The following is a 20,240-nucleotide window of genomic DNA, read 5'->3' as shown; positions in this document are numbered from 1 at the left end:
AAGGAGAACGCCCGCAACTTCCTCAAGGACAACCCCGACCTCGCCGACGAGATCGAGAAGAAGATCCTGGAGAAGCTGGGCGTCGGTGTGCGGCCGGACACCGGGGCGGAACAGCGACCGGGCAACGCGCAGAACACCGAAGAAGGACGGCTGACCGTTCCCACGCCGACTCTCGGGCTTTCCGCGGCCGCCCCCGGAGTGACGTCGGTGACGGACGGTTCGGGCCGAGGCTCCGGGCCTGTCGATCCACACGCCGCCGGCTGAATCAAAAGGTGCCGGCGCGGCCCACCGCCCGCGCCGTTCCCCGGAATGCACTCATCGGGTCACCGGTGTATTCGCATCAGGAAAGTCAAGCCTGTCATCAATACTCATGACCCATTCCCGAATGATCCGGGGCGCCATATGGCCCGGGGCGTCACACCGAATCCCTCCTATATGCGCGGCGGCTCCCCCAAGCTGCCCGACGAGCCGGAAAAGCCCGACGCGCGTCCGGCCGAGGGGCTGTCCCCGGCGATTGACGGTGACCGGATGACGTCGGTTCGTAACGACGGCCGGCCGCAAAAGAAGCGAGAGGACAGGTGAACGTCATGGACGTGCGGAGCACGGGGGAATTCCTGCGCCCTGAGCACGACGGGACCGACGCCCCCGCCCCCCGGATCTCCTCGGGAAACGGCACCGTCGACCAGGTCAAGGACTACCTGCGGCTCATCGCCAAGGTCCGGCTGCTGACCGCCGAACAGGAGGTGGAACTGAGCAAGCGGATCGAAGCCGGTCTCTACGCCGAGCGCCTCCTCGTCGAGGAGCCGGGCCCGGACGCGGACTCTCGCCGGGAGCTGACCCTTCTCGCGGAGGACGGACGCCGCGCGAAGAGCCACTTCACCGAGGCCAACCTCCGTCTGGTGGTCGCCGTCACCAAGCGCTACACCGGGCACGGCCTTGCCTTCCTGGACCTGATCCAGGAAGGCAACACCGGACTGATCAGGGCGGTGGAGAAGTTCGACTACACCAAGGGCTTCAAGTTCTCGACGTACGCGACCTGGTGGATCAAGCAGGCCGTCACCCGGGCCCTGGCCGACCAGAGCCGGACCATTCGCATCCCGGTGCACACCGTGGAGATCATCAACCGCGTGACGCGGGTCCGTCGCGAGTTGGTTCACAGCACCGGGAACGAGCCCGCCCCGGAAGAAGTGGCCGAGAAGGTGGGCATCCCCGTCGAGCGGCTGGCCGAACTCGACGCCTACACAAGGGAACCCATCTCCTTGGACACCACCCTGTTCGATGACGGAAGCGCCGAGTTCGGCGACCTCATCATGGACAGCGACTCGCCCTCCCCCTGGGACGTGGTCACCTTCGGTCTTCTCCAGCAAGCCATCCAGAGCATGCTGGCGGAGATGACCCCGCGTGAGGCCGGCATCATCTCGCTCCGCTACGGGCTCATGGGCGGCAGCCCCAAGACCTTGGAGGAGATAGGCAAGGTCTACGGCGTGACACGTGAACGCGTCCGCCAGGTCGAGGCCAAGACCATATGCAAGCTGCGCCACCCTTCACGCTCGCAGGCGCTGCGGGACTACTTCGAGGACACCTGACGGAGCCGGCGGGCCGACTCCCCTCAGTCCGGCAGCAGGTTCCCCCGCCGCGACAGCAGGAACTTCTTGAACGCCGCCACCGGCGGGGTGTCCGGGTGCCCGTCCAGCCAGGCCACGCCGATCTCCCGGGCGGCCCGCGGTGCCGTCACCGTCAGCTCCACCACACCCGGGCGGGCCACCGCCGGGGGCGGGAGCAGCGCCACGCCCAGGCCCGCGGCGACCAGGCCGCGCAGGGTTTCCGCCTCCTCGCCCTCGAACGCGACGCGCGGGACGAAGCCCGCCTCCGTGCAGAGGTCGTCCGTGATGCGGCGCAGGCCGTAGCCGGGTTCCAGGGTGACGAAGGTTTCGTCGGCGGCCTCCGCCAGGCGGATGCGGCGGCGGGTGGCCAGGCGGTGGTCCTCGGGGACGACCAGGCGCAGGCGCTGTTCGTCCAGGCGGCGGGCCACGAGGTCCGGGGCGTCCGGGACCGGTGAGGTGAGGCAGAGGTCGAGGCCGCCCGCGCGGAGGCGTTCGAGCATGGCCTCGCCGTAGTTCTGGACGAGCTGGAAGCGGACCCGGGGGTGGTCGACGCGGAAGGCGCGGATGAGGGCGGGGACGGTTTCCGATCCCATCGTGTGGAGGAAGCCGAAGGCGACCTTGCCCGAGGTGGCGTCGGCGTCGGCGCGTACCGAGTCGGCCGCCTTCTCCACCTCCTCCAGTGCCCGTTCCGCGGAGCCGAGGAAGGTGCGGCCCGCGGGGGTCAGGGAGACCGTGCGGCCCTTGCGGGCGAACAGGGCGACGCCCAGGTCCTGTTCCAGGCGGACCATCGCCCGCGAGAGCGTGGACTGCGGGACGCCCAGCTCGTGCGCGGCGCGGGTGACGTGCTCGTGGCGGGCGACCGCCTCGAAGTACGCGAGGCGTGGTGCCAGTACCGCGCGAATGTCTTCTTCGTAACTGCTTGGTGACAGCCGAGGCTGTGAGCTGTACTGATGCGCCATGGGATTGATTATCGCGTGTTTGTGCATTGGACGCATGAAAGGTGACAGGCCTACGTTCGTGGCATGCCTCCTGCCAGTACCGGGGCGTCCACCCTCACCGTGGCCGCCTCGAACCAGCCGTCCCCCGTCGCCGCAACCGTTCCCGCCGTCGCAGCAGAGCGGCTCGAACCCGGGCGCCCCGGCTATCGCCGGATGAGCTTCGCGCTCTTCGCCGCCGGTGTCGCGACGTTCGCACTCCTCTACTCCACCCAGGCCCTGCTGCCCGCCGTCTCCGCGTCCTTCGGCGCCACGGCCGGGCAGGCGAGCTGGACGGTGTCCGCGGCGACGGGTGCGCTGGCGCTGTGTGTGCTGCCGATGAGCGCGCTGTCCGAGCGGTTCGGGCGGCGGCAGATGATGACCGCCTCGCTGGCGGTGGCCGTGGTGGTCGGGCTGTTCGTGCCGTTCGCTCCCTCGATCGGCTGGCTGATCGCGCTGCGCGCGATCCAGGGCGCCGCGCTTGCCGGTCTGCCCGCCTCTGCGATGGCGTATCTGGCGGAGGAGGTCCGGCCGAAGGCGCTGGTCGCCGCGATCGGGCTGTTCGTGGCCGGCAACAGCATCGGCGGGATGAGCGGCCGTATCCTCACCGGCTGGGTCGCCCAGGCGTGGGGCTGGCGGGCTGCGCTCGGCGCGGTCGGGCTGCTGGCCGTGGGCTGCGCCGTCGTCTTCCACTTCATGATTCCGCGGGCCCGGCACTTCACCCCCGGTTCGCTGAACCCGAGGGCCCTCGCCAAGACGGTCGGCGGGCACCTCGCCGATCCGCTCCTGCGCCGGCTGTACGCGATCGGCGCCCTGTTCATGACGGTGTTCGGCGCGGTCTACACGGTGATCGGCTACCGGCTCGTCGAGGCGCCGTTCAACCTCCCGCAGGGTGTCGTCGGGTCCATCTTCCTCGTCTATCTGGTCGGTACGGTCTCCTCCGCAGCCGCGGGCAGGCTCGTCGCCCGGCTGGGGCGCCGGGGCGCGCTGTACCTCGCCGTCTCCACCACGGCCGCCGGTCTGCTGCTCTCGCTCGCCGACCAGCTGGCCGCCGCGCTCCTCGGCCTGGTGCTGATCACGGCCGGGTTCTTCGCCGGGCACGCGGTCGCCTCGTCCTCCGTGAGCCGTACGGCCACCAAGGGCCGCGCCCAGGCGTCGGCGCTCTACCAGTCGGCGTACTACCTGGGCTCCAGCGTGGGCGGCACGCTCGGTGCGGTCGCCTTCCACGCCGGGGGCTGGGCGGGCACGGTCACGCTGGGCCTGGTCGCGGTCCTCGGTGTCGTCTCGATCACGCTGTTCGGGTCGCGGGCGGCTCGCACCGAGCGGCTGCGGCCGAGCACAGTGGTCTCCGTACAGAACTGAGACATTCGGCGCACAACCATCCGCTCCCCGACGCGCGTCTAGCAGGCGGAAGCACCGTACTGCGCGCGAAGGGGAGTTGGGGTTCACATGAGAGTCACGGGGAACATGCGGAGCGTACGGGCACGGCGCGGGCTCGCGCTGGCCGTCGCCGGTCTGACCGCGATACCGGCGTTCGTGCTCGGCACCGGCGGCACCGCCCAGGCTGCGTCCTGCACGGCGTCCAAGGGGCCGTACCAGAAGCAGGCCGAGAAGTACCTGCACCTGAAGGTGGACGGCAAGCAGTCGGCCGCCGACTGCAAGGCGATCCGGTCGTTCCAGAGCAAGTACGGGGTCACGCCCACCCTCGGATACGCGGGGCCCATCACCTGGCGCACCATGCAGACGCTCACCGCGCAGAAGGCGGCCGGGAAGAACCCGAACAAGGCCAAGAAGTGCCCCACGAACAAGGGGCGCATCGCGTGCGTGGACCTGACCAGGCAGATCACCTGGATCCAGGACGGCAGCAAGCTGAAGTTCGGTCCTGTGCCGGTGCGGACCGGGCGGGACGGTTACGAGACCCGGACCGGCGCAAAGAAGATCTACTGGAAGCACAAGAACCACGTCTCGTCGATCTACAACGTCGCGATGCCGTACTCCCAGTTCTTCGACGGCGGGCAGGCGTTCCACGCAGTGGGCGTGAAGATGTGGAACCCGCCGGGCTCGCACGGTTGCGTCAACATGCGCACCGCCGACGCGAAGTCATACTGGAACCTGTTGAAGAACGGCGACGACGTGTACGTGTACGGGCGCAAGCTCGGGACGTGACCGCTTCTGCTCTTCCTGCCCCCGTTGTCAGTGCCCTGCGGTAGCTTCCGAAGTGCTGGAGTGAGCGGTGTCACAGCGCAACAGGGGTGAAGTGAAGCGATGAGTGATCTGACGGCGACGACCGATATCGACAGCCGTCTGGAGGGACACCGGGTCGAGCTGACCGGCTACTGCTACCGGATGCTCGGCTCGGCCTTCGAGGCGGAGGACGCGGTCCAGGACACCCTGGTGCGCGCGTGGCGCAACATCGAGAAGTTCGAGGGGCGTTCGTCGCTGCGGTCCTGGCTCTACCGCATCGCGACGAACGTCTGTCTCGACATGCTGAACGCGGGCAACAAGCGGGCCAGGCCGGTCGACCTGTCCGGCCCGACGCCGCTCGCGCAGGCCGCGCTCAATCCCCTGCCGGAGAACACCTGGCTGGAGCCGATGCCGGACGGGCGGATCCTGCCGTCGGTCGAGGACCCGGCGGAGGCCGCCGTCGCCCGTGAGTCGGTACGGCTCGCATTCGTCGCCGCACTCCAGCATCTGCCGCCGAAGCAGCGGGTGGTGCTGATCCTGCGCGAGGTGCTCGCGTGGAAGGCGAGCGAGGTAGCCGAGCTGCTCGACACCTCCGTCGCCTCGGTCAACAGCGCCCTCCAGCGGGCCCGGGCGACGCTGACCGACCACCAGGGCGATGCCTCCGCGTCCGCCGATGCGGCGGACCCGCTCGACGAGGAGCAGCGCAAGCTCCTGGAGCGGTATGTGGCGGCGTTCGAGGGCTACGACATGAAGGCGCTGACCGCGCTCCTCCATGAGGACGCCGTGATGACCATGCCGCCGTTCGACCTCTGGCTGCAGGGGCACGACGACATCGCAGGGTTCATGACGTCCATCGGCGCGGCCTGCGAGGGCTCCCGGCTGGTCGCCACGTCGGCGAACGGCACCCCGGCGTTCGCGCACTACAAGCCGAACCCGGACGGGCCGGGGTTCGTTCCGTGGGCGGTGCAGGTCATCGACATCTCGGACGGTGCGATCACCGGGATGCACTGCTTCCTGGACACCCCGCGCTGGTTCCCGCTGTTCGGGCTGCCTGATCATCTGGACGCCGATGCCGCGTGAGTCCGCGCCTGGTGCGGGGGCTGGTTGCGGGGTGGTTGGTACTGGCCGTGGCCGGGTGGGGCGTCACGCAGTGGGTCGGTGAGCCGGCGGCGACGTCGGGGCCGGGCCGCGTCGTGCCACCGGGCTCCGCCGCGGAACCGGGGCCGCAGCCGGAGTACGACTGCGCGGAGGCGGTGCGGGCCGCGAAGCGGGAGCAGTCGCGGACACCGGATACGTCGGCCACCGGCCACCTGACGAAGGACTCGGTCGTGGGGGCCGACGGGCAGGCCCGCCTCAGCCAGGTCGTCTGCGACTACGCGGAGTACGGCAGCCGGGACTGAGGGGCTGCGCCCCTCCTCGTCAGGGACCCGGGCCGGGCGTCCGGCCCGCCTCCACGGTCGCCGATCCGTCGTCCAGGCCCACCACGTCGGCCAGGCCCACCAGATCGAGCAGCAGCCGGAGTTCGGGTCGCGTCCCGCGGAGCCGCAGCCGTCGGCCGCCCGCCCGGCGCGCGACCAGCGACAGGCGGGCGATCGCCTCCACCGCGGCCAGATCCGGTTGGACGAGCCCGCTCACGTCGCAGTCCACCAGGGCCGCCCCCGCGTCCGCCGTGGTCAGCAGCGCCTCCAGCTCGGCGCAGAGTCCGGGGACGGCGGCTCGGGTGACGCGTCCTGGGAGGACGAGTACGGCTGACGGCAGGGGATCCATACCAGGCAGACCGGTCCGGCGGCCGAAACTCATCGACCCACCGTTCTCCGCTTCCCGCCGGACCCGAGTGCCCTCTCCTCCGGCTCCGCGGGGGCGCCTCTGTGCCCCCGAGCTGCCCATGGGCCTCGCCGGCCACCCTCGTAACGGCCGCTTCCCCATCTCGCAGGTCCGAACGGCAGGCGACCGGAAGCCGACAAAGATCCGTCAACTCCGGCCATCTGTGCGCCTGCTGTGAACCCATTCGAACAGCTCTCCCTCTATACGGGTGAAACAGCCGGCACCGGTGCACCCATCGGTGCCGGCTGCCCACCGGCCCTCTCGGGGGCCGCCTGATTCTCCAGGGGGAGAGTTGCGCAGACACGTGAGAAAAGCGTGTGTTTCAACCGTCGCCACAGCGGCGGCCGTGGCGCTCGCGGCCGGGTTGACCACCCCGGCCATGGCCCGCGACAACAGCCCGTCGCAGCCGGCCGCCGGTTCGTCCGGCGCACGGCATCAGCTGACGCTCATCACCGGCGACCGCGTCACCGTGGATGCCAAGGGCCGGGTCGTGGGCTTCCGTCCCGCGGCGGGGCGCGAACACATACCCGTGCAGCGGCAGATGCGGGACGGGCACACCCTGCTCGTCCCGGCCGACGCGCACCGGCTGATCAGTTCCGGAAAGCTGGACCGCCGTCTGTTCGACGTCACGGAGCTGAGCCGGACGGAGAACCGCCGGGCGCAGAAGTCGGGCCTGAAGCTGATCGTCTCCTACCGGGGTGCCGCGGCCACGGCCGCGAAGGCCGAGGTACGCGACGCGGGCGCCACCCGCGTCGGGCCCGTGCTGAAGTCGCTGAACGCCCAGTCCGTGGCCACCCCGCGGGAAGACGTCCGGTCCGTCTGGCAGGCGCTCACCAGAAAGCCGTCGGGCAGCGCCCAGCGGACCACGGCCGCCGGAATCGACCGGGTGTGGCTGGACGGCGTGCGCCGGGCGAGCCTCGACAGGAGCGTCCCGCAGATCGGCGCCCCGACCGCCTGGGAGGCGGGCTACACCGGCAAGGGCGTCAAGATCGCCGTCCTGGACACCGGTGCGGACGCCACCCACCCGGACCTCAAGGGCCAGATCCTCGCGTCGAAGAACTTCTCCGCCTCGCCCGACACGAAGGACCGTTTCGGCCACGGCACCCATGTCTCCTCGATCGCGGCCGGTACGGGCGCGAAGTCGGGCGGAAAGTTCAAGGGCGTGGCCCCGGACGCCCAGCTCCTTGAGGGCAAGGTGCTCGACGACGACGGCTACGGCGAGGACTCCGGCATCCTGGCCGGCATGGAGTGGGCGGTCGCGCAGGGCGCCGACGTCATCAACCTGAGCCTCGGCGGCACCGACACCCCGGGGATCGACCCGCTGGAGGCGGCGGTCGACAAGCTCTCCGCCGACAGCGGCGTGCTCTTCGCCATCGCGGCGGGCAACGAGGGCGACGGGGCCGGCACGGTCGGCTCCCCCGGCAGCGCGGACTCCGCGCTGACCGTCGGCGCGGTCGACGACAAGGACCTGCTGGCGGACTTCTCCAGCCGGGGTCCCCGGGTCGGCGACGGCGCGATCAAGCCCGATGTCACCGCTCCCGGCGTGGACATCACGGCGGCCGCGTCACCCGGCTCCGTCATCGACCAGGAGGTCGGTCAGAGCCCGGCGGGCTATCTGACGATCTCCGGTACGTCGATGGCGACCCCGCATGTCGCGGGCGCCGCGGCACTCCTCAAGCAGCAGCACCCCACGTGGAAGTACGCCGAGCTCAAGGGCGCGCTCACGGCCTCCACGAAGCCGGGGAAGTACACCCCGTTCCAGCAGGGCTCGGGCCGGATCGCCGTCGACCGGGCGATCGCCCAGTCCGTCGTCGCCGACCCGGTCTCGTTGAGCTTCGGCCTCCAGCAGTGGCCGCACACCGATGACGTGCCGGTCACCAAGAAGGTGTCGTACCGCAACCTCGGCACGGCCGATGTCACACTCGCGCTCACCGTCGAGGCCACCGGTCCGACGGGCAAGCCCGCCCCGGCCGGCTTCTTCGCCCTCGGCTCCACCGGTGTGACCGTCCCGGCGGGCGGCACCGCCGAGGTGCCGCTGACCGTGAACACCAAGCTCGGCGGCACGGCCGACGGCGGCTACTCCGCGTACGTCGTCGCGACCGGCGGCGGCCAGACCGTCCGCACCGCGGCCGCGGTCGATCGCGAGCGCGAGTCGTACGACCTGACGCTCAAGACCATCGGGCGCGACGGCAAGCCTGCCCGGTACACCACGGGCGACGTCTACGGCATGAGCGGTGCCGCGGTCGGAGTGTGGGAGTCCCCCGAGGCGGTCGACGGCACGGCGAAGATCCGCGTTCCCAAGGGCGGGTACGTGCTGAACGCGGCCGTGTACATCGACCCGGAGGACCTGGGCAAGGGCGTCGACTGGCTCGCTCGGCCCTCGCTGGACCTCACCAGGAACACCACGGTGACCTTCGACGCGCGCCTGGCCAAGCCGGTGGACATCACCGTGCCGGGCACCGGCACGAAGTCCGTGCTCGCCTCCCCCGACCTCCAGGTCGAGAACGAGGACAACGGCTACGGCTACGGCTGGCTGCTCAACTCGTTCAAGCAGCTGCGCACCGCGCACATCGGTCCGAAGGTGAGCGGCGTCCGCCTCTCCCAGCACTGGTACGGCACCTGGACGAAGGGCGCGGCGACCCGGTACGACATCGCGCTCGGCGGCCCGGTGAGCCAGGTGGCGACCGGCTACCGTCGCGCGTTCGGCAGCGGGCAGCTGGCCAAGGTCACGGTCCGCGCCGGTTCGTCCGTCAAGGGCAAGACCGGTGACATCTCCGCGTGGAGCGAGCTGCCCGGCGCGTTCGGCGGCTGGGCGGCCGTGACCACCCAGAAGCTCCCGTCGGCCACCACCGCCTACGTCTCCACCGCCGACAGGGTCCGGTGGGCCTTCGACTTCAACCAGAACGGCGCACCCGACGAGGACGGCTTCCCGCAGGCCGACGCCTCGTACTCGCTCGGTGCCCCGCAGATCCTCAAGGCGGGCAAGGCGTACACGAAGACCGTGAACAGCGCGGTGTTCGGGCCCCACGTCAACGCCGACTTCGGGGTCTTCCGTGAAGGCAACGCGCTCGTGGGGTCGCTGCCGCTGGTCGCCGACGGCCACCGGAACATCGGCGGCTCCGTCTACAGCTCGGTGAAGACCGTGCTCTACCGCAACGGCAAGGTGTTCGCCAAGAACGCCGACCCGCTGGCGGGCGAGACGCCCATCACCGTGCCGGCCGCGGCCGCCGACTACCGGCTGACCACTTCGGTGCGGCGCGCCGCCGACGTCGCTTCGGTCTCCACCCGGATCGACGCGAGCTGGACCTTCCGCTCCGGCGGGGCCAAGGATCTCGTCGCGCTGCCGGTCTCCATGGTCCGCTTCGCGCCCGCGGTCGCGCTGGACGGCACCGCCAAGGCCGGCAAGACCGTGTCCGTGCCGGTGACCGTGCAGGGTGCCGCTGCCGGGAAGAACCTCAAGTCGCTGACGGTGTACGTCAGTTATGACGCCGGGAAGACCTGGAAGAAGACCGCGGTCAAGAAGGGCACGATCTCGGTGCGGAATCCGGCCAAGAAGAAGTCCCTCTCCTTCAAGGCCGATGTCACGGACAGGAAGGGCAACAAGTCCTCGGTGGCGATCTACGACGCCTACTTCGGCAAGTAGGTCCTGCCTGCTCCGGCACGCATGACAGCGGCCCGCCGGGACGGTGGTTCTCACCGTCCCGGCGGGCCGTTCGTGTCGGGGTGCGCGTGGTTACGCGATACGTTCCCGCACCACCGGGGTGGCGGTGAACGGCGTGCCCGACGGTGCGATGTCGTACGCGTCGGGCAGGGCCTTCAGCGCGTAGTCGAACTTCTCCGGGGTGTCCGTGTGCAGCGTCAGCAGCGGCTGTCCGGCCGTCACCGTGTCGCCCGGCTTGGCGTGCAGCTCGATGCCCGCGCCGGCCTGGACCGGGTCCTCCTTGCGAGCACGGCCCGCGCCGAGGCGCCAGGCTGCGACGCCGATGTCGTACGCGTCCAGGCGGGTCAGGACGCCGGAGGACGAGGCCTTCACGACATGCTGTTCGCGGGCGACCGGGAGCGTGGCGTCCGGGTCGCCGCCCTGGGCGGAGATCATCCGGCGCCAGACGTCCATCGCGGTGCCGTCCGCGAGGGCCTTCTCCGGGTCGGCGTCCTTGAGTCCGGCCGCGTCCAGCATTTCGCGGGCGAGGGCCAGGGTGAGGTCGATGACGTCCTTCGGGCCGCCGCCTGCCAGGACCTCGACGGACTCGCGGACCTCCAGGGCGTTGCCCGCGGTGAGGCCGAGAGGGGTGGCCATGTCGGTGAGCAGGGCGACCGTGCGCACGCCGCTGTCGGTGCCCAGCGCGACCATGGTGGAGGCCAGTTCGCGGGCGTCCTCGATGGTCTTCATGAAGGCGCCGGAGCCGACCTTGACGTCCAGGACGAGTGCGCCGGTACCCTCGGCGATCTTCTTGGACATGATCGAGCTGGCGATCAGCGGGATGGCCTCGACGGTGCCGGTGACGTCGCGGAGCGCGTACAGCTTCTTGTCGGCGGGGGCGAGGCCGTCGCCGGCCGCGCAGATGACGGCGCCGGTGGTGTCGAGGACGTTGAGCATCTCGGCGTTGGAGAGGTGCGCGCGCCAGCCGGGGATGGACTCCAGCTTGTCGAGCGTGCCGCCGGTGTGACCGAGGCCGCGGCCGCTGAGCTGCGGTACGGCTGCGCCGCAGGCGGCGACCAGCGGTGCGAGGGGCAGGGTGATCTTGTCGCCGACGCCGCCGGTGGAGTGCTTGTCGGTGGTGGGGCGGGAGAGCGCGTCGAAGTTCATCCGCTCGCCGGAGGCGATCATGGCGGCGGTCCAGCGGGCGATCTCCGTGCGGTTCATGCCGTTCAGCAGGATCGCCATGGCCAGCGCGGACATCTGCTCGTCGGCGACCTCACCGCGGGTGTACGCGTCGATGACCCAGTCGATCTGCTCGGGGGTCAGCTCGCCTCGGTCCCGCTTGGTGCGGATGACGGAGATGGCGTCCATGGTCTGGAGTCCTTCCGGCCGGTACGTACGTACACATGAGCACGCATGAGTCCCGTTGACTCTACGCGCATAGAGGGTCTGAGAGACGCCGGACGGGCCCGCTGTGTGCGGGCCCGTCCGGCGGGTGGGGACGAAAGGCGCTCAGCCGAGGTGGCTCGGCCCGAAGGCCTGCGGCAGCATCTCGTCGAGCGTGCGGAGCCCGTCCGGGGTCTCCAGGACGAGCTCCGGTCCGCCGAACTCGTACAGCAGCTGCCTGCACCTGCCGCACGGCACCAGGATCTCGCCCGCACCGTCCACGCAGGTGAAGTGGGTCAGCCGGCCGCCGCCGGTGGCGTGCAGCTGGGAGACCAGGCCGCACTCGGCGCACAGCCCGATGCCGTACGAGGCGTTCTCGACGTTGCAGCCGACGATGGTGCGGCCGTCGTCGACGAGGGCGGCCGCGCCGACCGGGTAGCCCGAGTACGGGGCGTACGCCCGGGACATCGCGTCCCTGGCGGCCGTACGCAGCGCCTCCCAGTCGGCCGGGGCCATGACGCCCGCGGTCACTTGCCTTCGCCCTTGCGGTACGGCACGCCGTCCGCCTTGGGCATCCGCAGCCGCTGTGAGGACAGCGCGAGCACCAGCAGTGTGGTGACGTACGGGGCGGCGTCGACGAACTGGCTCGGGACCTGGTCCGTCAGCGCGTACCAGGTGAACAGCAGCGCGGAGCAGGCCGCCGAGATCACCGCGGCCACGTACTTCTTCCGGTACAGCTGCCAGAAGGCGACGATCACCAGCAGGATCGCGAGGAGCAGCAGCATGGCGTGGACGTTCTCCGCGCCGCCGCGCAGCTTGAGGCTGTCGGTGAAGCCGAAGAGTCCGGCGCCCAGGGCCATGCCGCCCGGCATCCAGTTGCCGAAGATCATCGCGGCGAGACCGATGTAGCCGCGGCCGCCGGTCTGGCCTTCCTGATAGATGCTGGTGGCGACGATGGAGAGGAAGGCGCCGCCGAGGCCGGCCAGTCCGCCGGAGATCGTGACGGCGATGTACTTGTACTTGTAGACGTTCACGCCGAGGGTCTCGGCGGCCACCGGGCTCTCGCCGCAGGAGCGGAGCCGCAGGCCGAACGCCGTGCGCCACAGCACCCACCAGGTGACCGGGATCAGCAGCAGGGCGACGACGGTCAGCAGGGACAGTCCGGTCACGAGCCCGCCGATGATGCCGGCGAGGTCGGAGACGAAGAACCAGTGGTGCTGCTGGAGGTCCTGCAACCAGTCGGAGAGTCCTGGGATGGTGATCTTGTCGATCTCCTCCAGGCGGGGGGACTGCTTGGAGGAGCCGCCCGGCTCGTCGGCGAAGGTGAAGTTCGAGAGGTAGCGGGTGACGCCGACGGCGAGGATGTTGATCGCCACACCGGAGACGATGTGGTTCACGCCGAAGGTGACCGTCATGACCGCGTGCAGCAGACCGCCGAGCGCACCACCGATGATGCCGAACAGGACGCCCACCCACGGACCCCACTGGAATCCGGCCCAGGCACCGAACCAGGTGCCGAGGATCATCATGCCCTCGAGCCCGATGTTGACGACGCCGGCCCGCTCGGCCCACAGACCGCCGAGGCCGGCGAGGCCGATGGGAACGGCCAGTTCGAGGGCGCCCGCGACCTGACCCACGGAGGTGATGTCGTTCGCGCCGCTGATCAGCCGGACCAGCGAGACGAGGGCGAGCGCGCCGGCGATGATCAGCAGGACGACTGGCAGGGAGAGCTTGCGGCCGCCGCCCTTCTTGGGGGCGACGCGTGCGGCGGAGACTTTGCTGGTGCTCACAGGGCCGCCTCCTTCTCGGTCGTGAGGGCGTGGCCGGCGGCGAGCTCTTCGCCGACCTTCTGCTGCTGGCGGCGGGTCCCGTAACGCCGGACCAGTTCGTAGCTGATGACGACGGAGATCACGATCAGGCCCTGCATGATCGTGGCGATCTCCTTCTCGAACCCGAACTGGTCGAGCGGGGAGGACGCCTTGTCCAGGAACGCGATCAGCAAGGCGCTGAGGGCGATGCCCACGGGGTGGTTCCGGCCGAGCAGGGCGATGGTGATGCCGGTGAAGCCGATGCCGACCGGGAAGTCGAGGCTGTACGTGTGGGTGTCGCCGAGCAGCGTCGGCATGCCCGCCAGACCGGCGACCGCGCCGGAGATCAGCATGGAGGTGAGGATCATCTTCTTGGCGTCCACACCGGAGGCCTGGGCGGCGCTCTCGCTGGCGCCGGTGGCCCGCAGGTCGAAGCCGAAGCGGGTGCGGTTGAGGACGAACCAGTACACGAGGCCGCAGCCGGCTGCGACGAAGGTGAAGCCGTAGATCTCTCCGGACTCGGGGCCCAGGGACAGTCCCGGGAACCAGCCGGACTCGGCGATGTCGCCCGTCGTGAGGTTGTTGGACCCGGCTGCCTGGTCACCGAAGTTCTTCGGCAGGATCAGCCAGGCGATCAGCGAGGTCGCGATGGAGTTGAGCATGATCGTCGAGACGACCTCGCTCACTCCCCGAGTCGTCTTGAGGATGCCCGCGATGCCCGCCCAGAACGCACCCACCAGCATCGCCACGACGACGATCAGGGTGATCTGGAACGGTCCGGGAAGGTCGACGCTCGCGCCGACGAGGGCGGCCATCATCGCCGCGAGGCGGTACTGGCCGTCGACGCCGATGTTGAAGAGGTTCATCCGGAAGCCGACCGCGACCGCGAGAGCGGCGAGGTAGTACGTACCGGCCTGGTTGATGATCAGCACCTGCACGTCGGAGTACGACGCCTGCTCGAACAGCAGCCGGTACAGCTCGAACGGGTCGCGGTTCGACACGAGCAGCACCAGGGTGCTGAGCGCGAAGGCGACGACCAGGGCGAGTGCCGGCCCGGCGAAGCCGAGGATCAGCCGGTCCTTGTCGAGTTTCTTCATCAGGCCTCGTCCTCCGGTGCTGCTTCGAGGTGACCTGCGGCGGCACCGGTCATGGCCGAGCCCAGTTCCTCGGGGGTGATGGTGGCGGGGTCGGCGTCCGCCACGAGCTGTCCGCGGTACATGACGCGCAGGGTGTCGGAGAGCCCGATGAGCTCGTCCAGGTCCGCCGAGATGAGCAGGACGGCGAGGCCTTCGCGGCGGGCGTCGCGGATCTGGTCCCAGATCTGCGCCTGTGCGCCGACGTCCACACCACGGGTGGGGTGGGCGGCGATCAGGAGCTTCGGCGCGTGGCTCATCTCGCGGCCGACGATCAGCTTCTGCTGGTTGCCGCCGGACAGGGAGGCGGCGGTGACCTCGATACCGGGGGTGCGGACGTCGTACTCACGCACGATCCGGACGGTGTCGTGGCGGGCCGCCTTGGGGTCGAGCAGGAACCCGCGGCTGTTGGGCTTCTCGGTGACGTGGCCGAGGATGCGGTTCTCCCAGAGCGGTGCGTCCAGCAGGACTCCGTGGCGGTGCCGGTCCTCGGGGATGTATCCGATGCCGCTCTCGCGCCGCTTGCGGGTGGGCACACGGGAGATGTCCTGCTCCGCCAGGGTGATCACTCCGCTGTCCGCGGACTTCATCCCGATGAGTGCGTCGATCAGCTCGGTCTGGCCGTTGCCCTCGACGCCCGCGATGCCGAGGACCTCGCCCTTGTGGATGGTGAAGCTGACATCGGACAGGACGTCGCGCACGACTCCGTCCGGGTCCGTCATGGCGAGGGAGAGTCCCTCGACGCTGAGCATCGGCACATCCGTCACCGTGGACTCGCGCGTCTCGGGCGACGGCAGTTCGCTGCCGACCATGAGCTCGGCGAGCTGCTTGGTGGTGGTGTGCGCCGGGTCGGCGGTGCCCACCGTCGTACCGCGCCGGATCACCGTGATGTCGTCGGCGACCGAGAGGACCTCGCCGAGCTTGTGCGAGATGAAGATGACGGTGAGGCCCTCGGCCTTGAGCTCGCGGAGGTTCGCGAAGAGCGCGTCCACCTCCTGCGGGACGAGCACCGCGGTCGGCTCGTCCAGGATGAGGATGCGGGCGCCGCGGTAGAGGACCTTGAGGATCTCCACACGCTGCCGGTCGGCGACCCCGAGGTCCTCGACGAGTGCGTCGGGCCGGACGCCCAGGCCGTACGCGTCGGAGATCTCCTTGATCTTCTTCCGTGCGGCGGAGCCGATGCCGTGCAGCCTCTCGCCACCGAGAACGACGTTCTCCAGGACGGTGAAGTTGTCGGCGAGCATGAAGTGCTGGTGCACCATGCCGATGCCGCGCGCGATGGCATCACCCGGGTTGCCGAACGAGACCTGCTCGCCGTCCACGGCGATGGTGCCCTCGTCCGGCTTCTGCATGCCGTAGAGGATCTTCATCAGGGTGGACTTGCCGGCACCGTTCTCGCCGACGAGGGCGTGGACCGTGCCCTTGCGGACGGTGATGCCGATGTCGTGGTTGGCGACGACGCCGGGGAAACGCTTGGTGATGCCGTGCAGTTCTACGGCGGGGGGGCTGCTGGACGCGTTGATGACGCACTCTCCTTGGCCGGACAGGAGCGGGAGCGGAGGGGCAGGGGGGCGGGGTGAAGTTATCGCGCCTGAAGGCTGTCTACACGCGTAGCGTTGCCGAATCGTCAAACGCATGTGCACAGCGCGGCCGGAACACCGGGTTCGAGGCCTGTCCGAGAGGGCACCGCAACGGGCGGAACCACTTCGCGGGAGTACCCCGTGGGCCCGGAGCAGCGACGCTGCGCGCTCCGGGCCCACGTGGATCCAGCCGTACGACCGGAGTCGTTACGGGGCGGTCTTGACGGTGATCTTGCCGTCGATGATTTCCTTCTTGGCCTTGTCCACAGCGGCGATGACGTCGGTCATCGCGGTGAACTTCGGGTTCGACATGGCCAGGCCGACGCCGTCCTTGTCGAGGCCATAGCGGATCTCACCGGTCTGCGGCTTGCCGTCCACCACGGACTTGATCAGGTTGAAGACCGAGTCCTCGACGTCCTTCGTGACCGAGGTCAGGATGGACTCCTTGTAGGCGGCGAGGCCCTTCTGGCTGTACTGGTCGGAGTCGACGCCGATGTTCCACTTGCCGGCCTTGGAGACGGCCTCGATCGCACCGGAACCGGCCAGACCGGCCGCCGAGTAGACCACGTCGGCGCCCTTGTCGAGCTGCCCCTGGGCTGCGGCCTTGCCGAGGTCGGGCTTGGAGAAGCCGTCGAAGTTCGGCGGCTGGGTCAGGTACTGGGGGATCACCTTCACCGCGGAGTTGGTGTCCTTGACGCCCTGCGTGAAGCCCGCCTCGAACTTCTTGATCAGCGGGGTCTCGACACCACCGATGAAGCCGACCGTCTTGGTCTTGGTGACCTTGGCGGCGGCGACACCCGCGAGGTAGGAGCCCTGCTCCTCGTTGAAGACGATGTTGGCAATGTTGGCGCCGGTCACCGAGGAGTCGTCGATGATGCCGAAGGTGATCTTCGGGAACTTCGGCGCGACCTTCTTGATAGCGGGCGCGTACGCGAAGCCGACGCCGATGACCGGGTTGTTCCCGGCGCGGGCCAGCGACGTCAGACGCTGGACCTTGTCCGCGTCCGACTCGCCGTCGGAGGGCTCGGCCTCGGTGCCCTTGACACCGAGCTCCTTCTCCGCCTTGGCCAGACCCGCGTACGCGGCGTCGTTGAACGACTGGTCGCCGCGGCCACCGATGTCGTATGCGAGGGCAGTCTTCTTGTCCTTCGAGTCGGAGCTGCTGCTCGACGAGGAGGACGATTCGCCACACGCTGTAACGCTCAGCGCGAGTGCCGCGGACATGACGCCCACAGCGGCAATCCTAGTGATCCGGCGCAAGGGAAGGCTCCTTCAAACCTGACCGAAGCGCCTCTTCCGGCGCTGGTTTCGCCGCGATCGTAACGCGCGTAGATGTCAGATAATGACCTGTACGGCAGCCGTTATCGGATCGTCGCGAACGAGGGGCGACCTGTCCGGTTACGGACGGTTGCCGTCAAGCAGAGCGGAGGCGGTGAAAAGCTCCACGCCGACGGTGATCGCCTCCTCGTCCGCGTCGAAGTTGCCCCGGTGCAGGTCCAGCCCGCGCGGGTCACCCGGCGTCCGCACCCCGAGGCGCGCCATCGCGCCCGGCACATGCTCCAGATACCAGGAGAAATCCTCCCCTCCCAGGCTCTGTTCGGTGTCCTCGACGGCATACGAACCGCGGCGGGCGGACATCGCGCCCGCGAGCAGGTCGATCGCCGCCGCGTCGTTCACCACGGGCGGGACACCCCGGATGTAGTTGATCACCGTCTTCGCGCCGTACATTCCCGCCACCTCGTCGATCGCGGCGTGCACCAGATCCGGTGCTTCGCGCCACGCCTCCAGGTCCAGGCAGCGAACCGTGCCCGACAGTTCGGCATGCTGCGGAATCACGTTGCACGCGTGCCCGGTCTCCAGGCGTCCCCAGGTCACCGCGAGCCCGGCCCGCGCGTCGACCCGGCGGGCCAGCAGCGCGGGCACCTCGGTGGCGACCTTGGCGGCGGCGGTGACCAGGTCCGTGGTCAGGTGCGGGCGGGCGGTGTGGCCGCCGGGGCCGTCCAGGGACAGCTCGAGGCGGTCGCAGGCGGAGGTGATCGCGCCGACCCGCAGACCGATCCGGCCCACGTCGACCTTGGGGTCGCAGTGCACCCCGATGATCCGGCCGACGCCCTCCAGCACCCCGGACTCGATCGCGTCGGGCGCCCCGCCCGGCAGCACCTCCTCGGCCGGCTGGAAGATCAGCCGCACCGGGTTGGGCAGCAGCCCCTGCCGGTCGAGCTCGGCGAGCACGAGGCCGGCGCCGAGGACGGTGGTGGTGTGCACGTCGTGCCCGCAGGCGTGCGCCCGGTCGGGCACCGTGGAGCGGTACGGGACGCCCGCCTTGGTGTCCGGGATCGGCAGTGCGTCGATGTCGGCCCGCAGCGCCAGCATGGGCCGCGTCCCCTCGCCCCGCGTCCCGACGTCACACATGAGCCCCGTCCCCAGGGCGAGCACCTGCGGTTCGAGGCCTGCCTGCTCCAGCCGGGCCTTGATGGCCGCGGTGGTGCGGAACTCCTGGTTGCCGAGCTCGGGGTGCATGTGCAGATCACGGCGGAAGGCGATGAGCTCGGCGCGCAGGGACTCGGACAGCGTGCCGGGCAGGGCCTCTTCCATGAGCGGCCGGGCTTCACGATCGCGGGGCATCGAGTGGTTCACTGGTGAAGGGTAAGGCCCTTCCCTCTCCAACTGACCATGAAACAAGAAAAGTTCAGCCACATAGACGAATAAATGACCGGGTCACGGTGTGTGAGCCCCTGACACGGTGGGTAAACTCGCCCCTTCCGTCGGCGCCCTCGGCCGCTGCGGCGAGGCCGTCCGCCGGATGACCTGGCGGAACGGGTGCGGGACAGCCGGTTCCTCTCACTGCCCGTCACCGCCGGACACGGCGCACGGGCGGGTCGTCTGCCCGGGCACCACCGGGATCCCTTCGACCGGACGCCGATCGCTCGGGCCCGGACCGAGGGGATGGCCGTCCTGACCCCGTCCTGAACCGGGACAAGCGGATTCCCTCCTACGACGTGCAGGTCATGCCCGTTTGATCCTGTCGGGCCCGCCCAGCCGGTTCACGCCTCCGTCGTCACCGCCGTCGCCCGCCACGGCGCCAGTCGCTGGACGTCGCGGGCCGTCTCCGTGACCCCCGCCAGGAAGCCCTGGGCTCTCGGGGACGCCGTTTCGCGGAGCCATTCCGGGGCGATGTCGCAGACCGCGACCTTGACCTCGGTGCCGACCAGGGCCAGGGGCAGGGTGTGGACGACCGTGGAGGGGAAGCTCAGGACCGTGCGGCCGATGGGGCCGCGCCGGGCGATGAGTTCCAGCGGGAGGTCGGGGCGGACGATCTCCAGGTTGGTGGCGGCCTCCAGTGCGTGGAGCTTCTCGGTGGACTCGCGGCGGTGGGCGAAGTAGCGGGTGGCGCCGTGCGTACGGGCCAGGGCGGCGACCGCCTCCAGGTACGGGGCGCGGTCGACCACGCCCGTCTCCACCAGGGAGGTGCCGACCAGGTCCGCGCCCTTGGTGAGCAGCGGCGGGCCGAAGCGGGAGCGGGTCCAGGAGAAGGTGTTGGGGATGAGGGTGATGCCGGGCGGCGGGACCACCGGCATCGCGGTGAAGAGCTCGACCTCGCGCGCCGCGGACGGGGTGAAGCGGCGGCGGGCGGTGGCGGAGACCGGGGCCAGGGCCAGGTCGCGGGGGCCGGAGCCGCCGCGGCGGTGCCAGCGCACCAGGCGCTCGCCGCGGGTCAGCAGGGCGACGAACTCCATGGTGGCGGTGCCGTCGTCCACCACGGTGAGCCGGCGGGGCCGGACCAGGGAGAGCAGGAGCTGTACGTAGCGGGAGAACGGGTCCCCGATGACGATGTGGTCGGCGTTGCGTACGAGCTTGGTGAGGGCGCGCAGCGACTTCAGGGGGGTGCCCGAGTCGCCGCGCGCCTCCTGCCAGCGCACGGTGATGCCCTCGTCGCGGGCCAGCTCCGCCATCCGGCGCAGCTGACCGCGCGACATCGGGTCGACCGGAGGGAGGACGACGACGGTGACGTCCGGGACGACACGGCCGCCGCCTCCCTCTGTGTAGGCCCACTCCAGGACGTTCAGGAGCTGGACCGGGCTCTCGACGAAGGCGAGGTTCACCGGT

At 70.0% G+C, this 20,240-nt stretch carries 16 protein-coding genes and 1 pseudogene; 7 read left to right on the top strand and 10 right to left on the bottom strand.

Going from position 1 to position 20,240, the window contains the following annotated elements:
• Together ABT025_RS30355 and ABT025_RS30350 are read left to right on the top strand one after the other, a co-directional pair.
• Positions 1-264 (top strand): annotated as a pseudogene (locus ABT025_RS30355) (hypothetical protein); the annotation flags it as partial.
• Between the two features lie 323 nt (positions 265-587).
• Positions 588-1,586, top strand: coding sequence for an RNA polymerase sigma factor (locus tag ABT025_RS30350; RefSeq protein ID WP_351001446.1), 999 nt, complete (start codon positions 588-590; stop codon positions 1,584-1,586).
• A 23-nt stretch (positions 1,587-1,609) separates the two neighbouring features.
• On the opposite strand, the gene ABT025_RS30345 is transcribed toward ABT025_RS30350, so the two are convergent.
• Positions 1,610-2,563, bottom strand: coding sequence for a LysR family transcriptional regulator (locus ABT025_RS30345; RefSeq protein ID WP_351001443.1), 954 nt, complete (start codon positions 2,561-2,563; stop codon positions 1,610-1,612).
• Positions 2,564-2,626: 63 nt separating this feature from the next.
• Here ABT025_RS30345 and ABT025_RS30340 point away from each other — a divergent pair, with 63 nt between their 5' ends.
• The 4 genes from ABT025_RS30340 to ABT025_RS30325 all read left to right on the top strand — a co-directional run bounded on the left by ABT025_RS30340 (position 2,627) and on the right by ABT025_RS30325 (position 6,162).
• A complete protein-coding gene (locus ABT025_RS30340; protein ID WP_351001440.1) occupies positions 2,627-3,940 on the top strand; it encodes an MFS transporter in 1,314 nt (437 codons plus the stop codon).
• An 87-nt stretch (positions 3,941-4,027) separates the two neighbouring features.
• A complete protein-coding gene (locus ABT025_RS30335) occupies positions 4,028-4,744 on the top strand; it encodes a L,D-transpeptidase family protein (protein WP_351001437.1) in 717 nt (238 codons plus the stop codon).
• A 99-nt stretch (positions 4,745-4,843) separates the two neighbouring features.
• Complete coding sequence (locus ABT025_RS30330; protein WP_351001434.1) at positions 4,844-5,842, top strand: sigma-70 family RNA polymerase sigma factor; 999 nt, start codon at positions 4,844-4,846, stop codon at positions 5,840-5,842.
• A complete protein-coding gene (locus ABT025_RS30325; protein ID WP_351001431.1) occupies positions 5,839-6,162 on the top strand; it encodes a hypothetical protein in 324 nt (107 codons plus the stop codon). Before ABT025_RS30330 ends, ABT025_RS30325 begins: the two co-directional genes overlap by 4 nt.
• A 19-nt stretch (positions 6,163-6,181) precedes the next feature.
• Here the strand turns inward: ABT025_RS30325 and ABT025_RS30320 are convergent, their stop codons facing one another.
• Entirely contained in the window at positions 6,182-6,562 is a 381-nt protein-coding gene (locus ABT025_RS30320) for an STAS domain-containing protein (RefSeq protein WP_351001428.1), read from the bottom strand.
• A gap of 370 nt (positions 6,563-6,932) precedes the next feature.
• Here ABT025_RS30320 and ABT025_RS30315 point away from each other — a divergent pair, with 370 nt between their 5' ends.
• Positions 6,933-10,229 carry a S8 family peptidase gene (locus ABT025_RS30315; RefSeq protein WP_502972062.1) on the top strand — a complete coding sequence of 1,099 codons (3,297 nt, stop codon included), beginning with the start codon at positions 6,933-6,935 and terminating at the stop codon, positions 10,227-10,229.
• Positions 10,230-10,319: 90 nt separating this feature from the next.
• Here ABT025_RS30315 and ABT025_RS30310 read toward each other — a convergent pair whose 3' ends face one another.
• The 8 genes from ABT025_RS30310 to ABT025_RS30275 form a co-directional block, all read right to left on the bottom strand.
• Positions 10,320-11,597: a thymidine phosphorylase gene (locus ABT025_RS30310; protein WP_351001425.1), complete on the bottom strand. Its 1,278-nt coding sequence runs from the start codon at positions 11,595-11,597 to the stop codon at positions 10,320-10,322.
• A gap of 141 nt (positions 11,598-11,738) precedes the next feature.
• Positions 11,739-12,128, bottom strand: coding sequence for a cytidine deaminase (locus tag ABT025_RS30305; protein WP_351001458.1), 390 nt, complete (start codon positions 12,126-12,128; stop codon positions 11,739-11,741).
• 11 nt (positions 12,129-12,139) lie between these two features.
• Complete coding sequence (locus ABT025_RS30300) at positions 12,140-13,402, bottom strand: ABC transporter permease (protein ID WP_351001422.1); 1,263 nt, start codon at positions 13,400-13,402, stop codon at positions 12,140-12,142.
• Complete coding sequence (locus ABT025_RS30295) at positions 13,399-14,517, bottom strand: ABC transporter permease (protein ID WP_351001420.1); 1,119 nt, start codon at positions 14,515-14,517, stop codon at positions 13,399-13,401. The genes ABT025_RS30300 and ABT025_RS30295 overlap by 4 nt, the downstream gene beginning before the upstream one ends.
• Positions 14,517-16,100: an ABC transporter ATP-binding protein gene (locus ABT025_RS30290; RefSeq protein ID WP_351001455.1), complete on the bottom strand. Its 1,584-nt coding sequence runs from the start codon at positions 16,098-16,100 to the stop codon at positions 14,517-14,519. Before ABT025_RS30290 ends, ABT025_RS30295 begins: the two co-directional genes overlap by 1 nt.
• A gap of 240 nt (positions 16,101-16,340) precedes the next feature.
• Positions 16,341-17,393, bottom strand: coding sequence for a BMP family lipoprotein (locus ABT025_RS30285; protein WP_351001417.1), 1,053 nt, complete (start codon positions 17,391-17,393; stop codon positions 16,341-16,343).
• Positions 17,394-17,531: 138 nt separating this feature from the next.
• Positions 17,532-18,758 carry an amidohydrolase gene (locus tag ABT025_RS30280; RefSeq protein ID WP_502972063.1) on the bottom strand — a complete coding sequence of 409 codons (1,227 nt, stop codon included), beginning with the start codon at positions 18,756-18,758 and terminating at the stop codon, positions 17,532-17,534.
• A 419-nt stretch (positions 18,759-19,177) separates the two neighbouring features.
• A complete protein-coding gene (locus ABT025_RS30275) occupies positions 19,178-20,236 on the bottom strand; it encodes a hypothetical protein (protein ID WP_351001414.1) in 1,059 nt (352 codons plus the stop codon).
• Positions 20,237-20,240: the final 4 nt, after the last annotated feature.

It is taken from the genome of Streptomyces sp. NPDC002809 (assembly GCF_040295435.1).
Taxonomy (GTDB): Bacteria; Actinomycetota; Actinomycetes; order Streptomycetales; family Streptomycetaceae; genus Streptomyces.
Note: the sequence above shows the minus strand (reverse complement) of the source record. Positions and strands in the feature narration are given on the sequence as shown.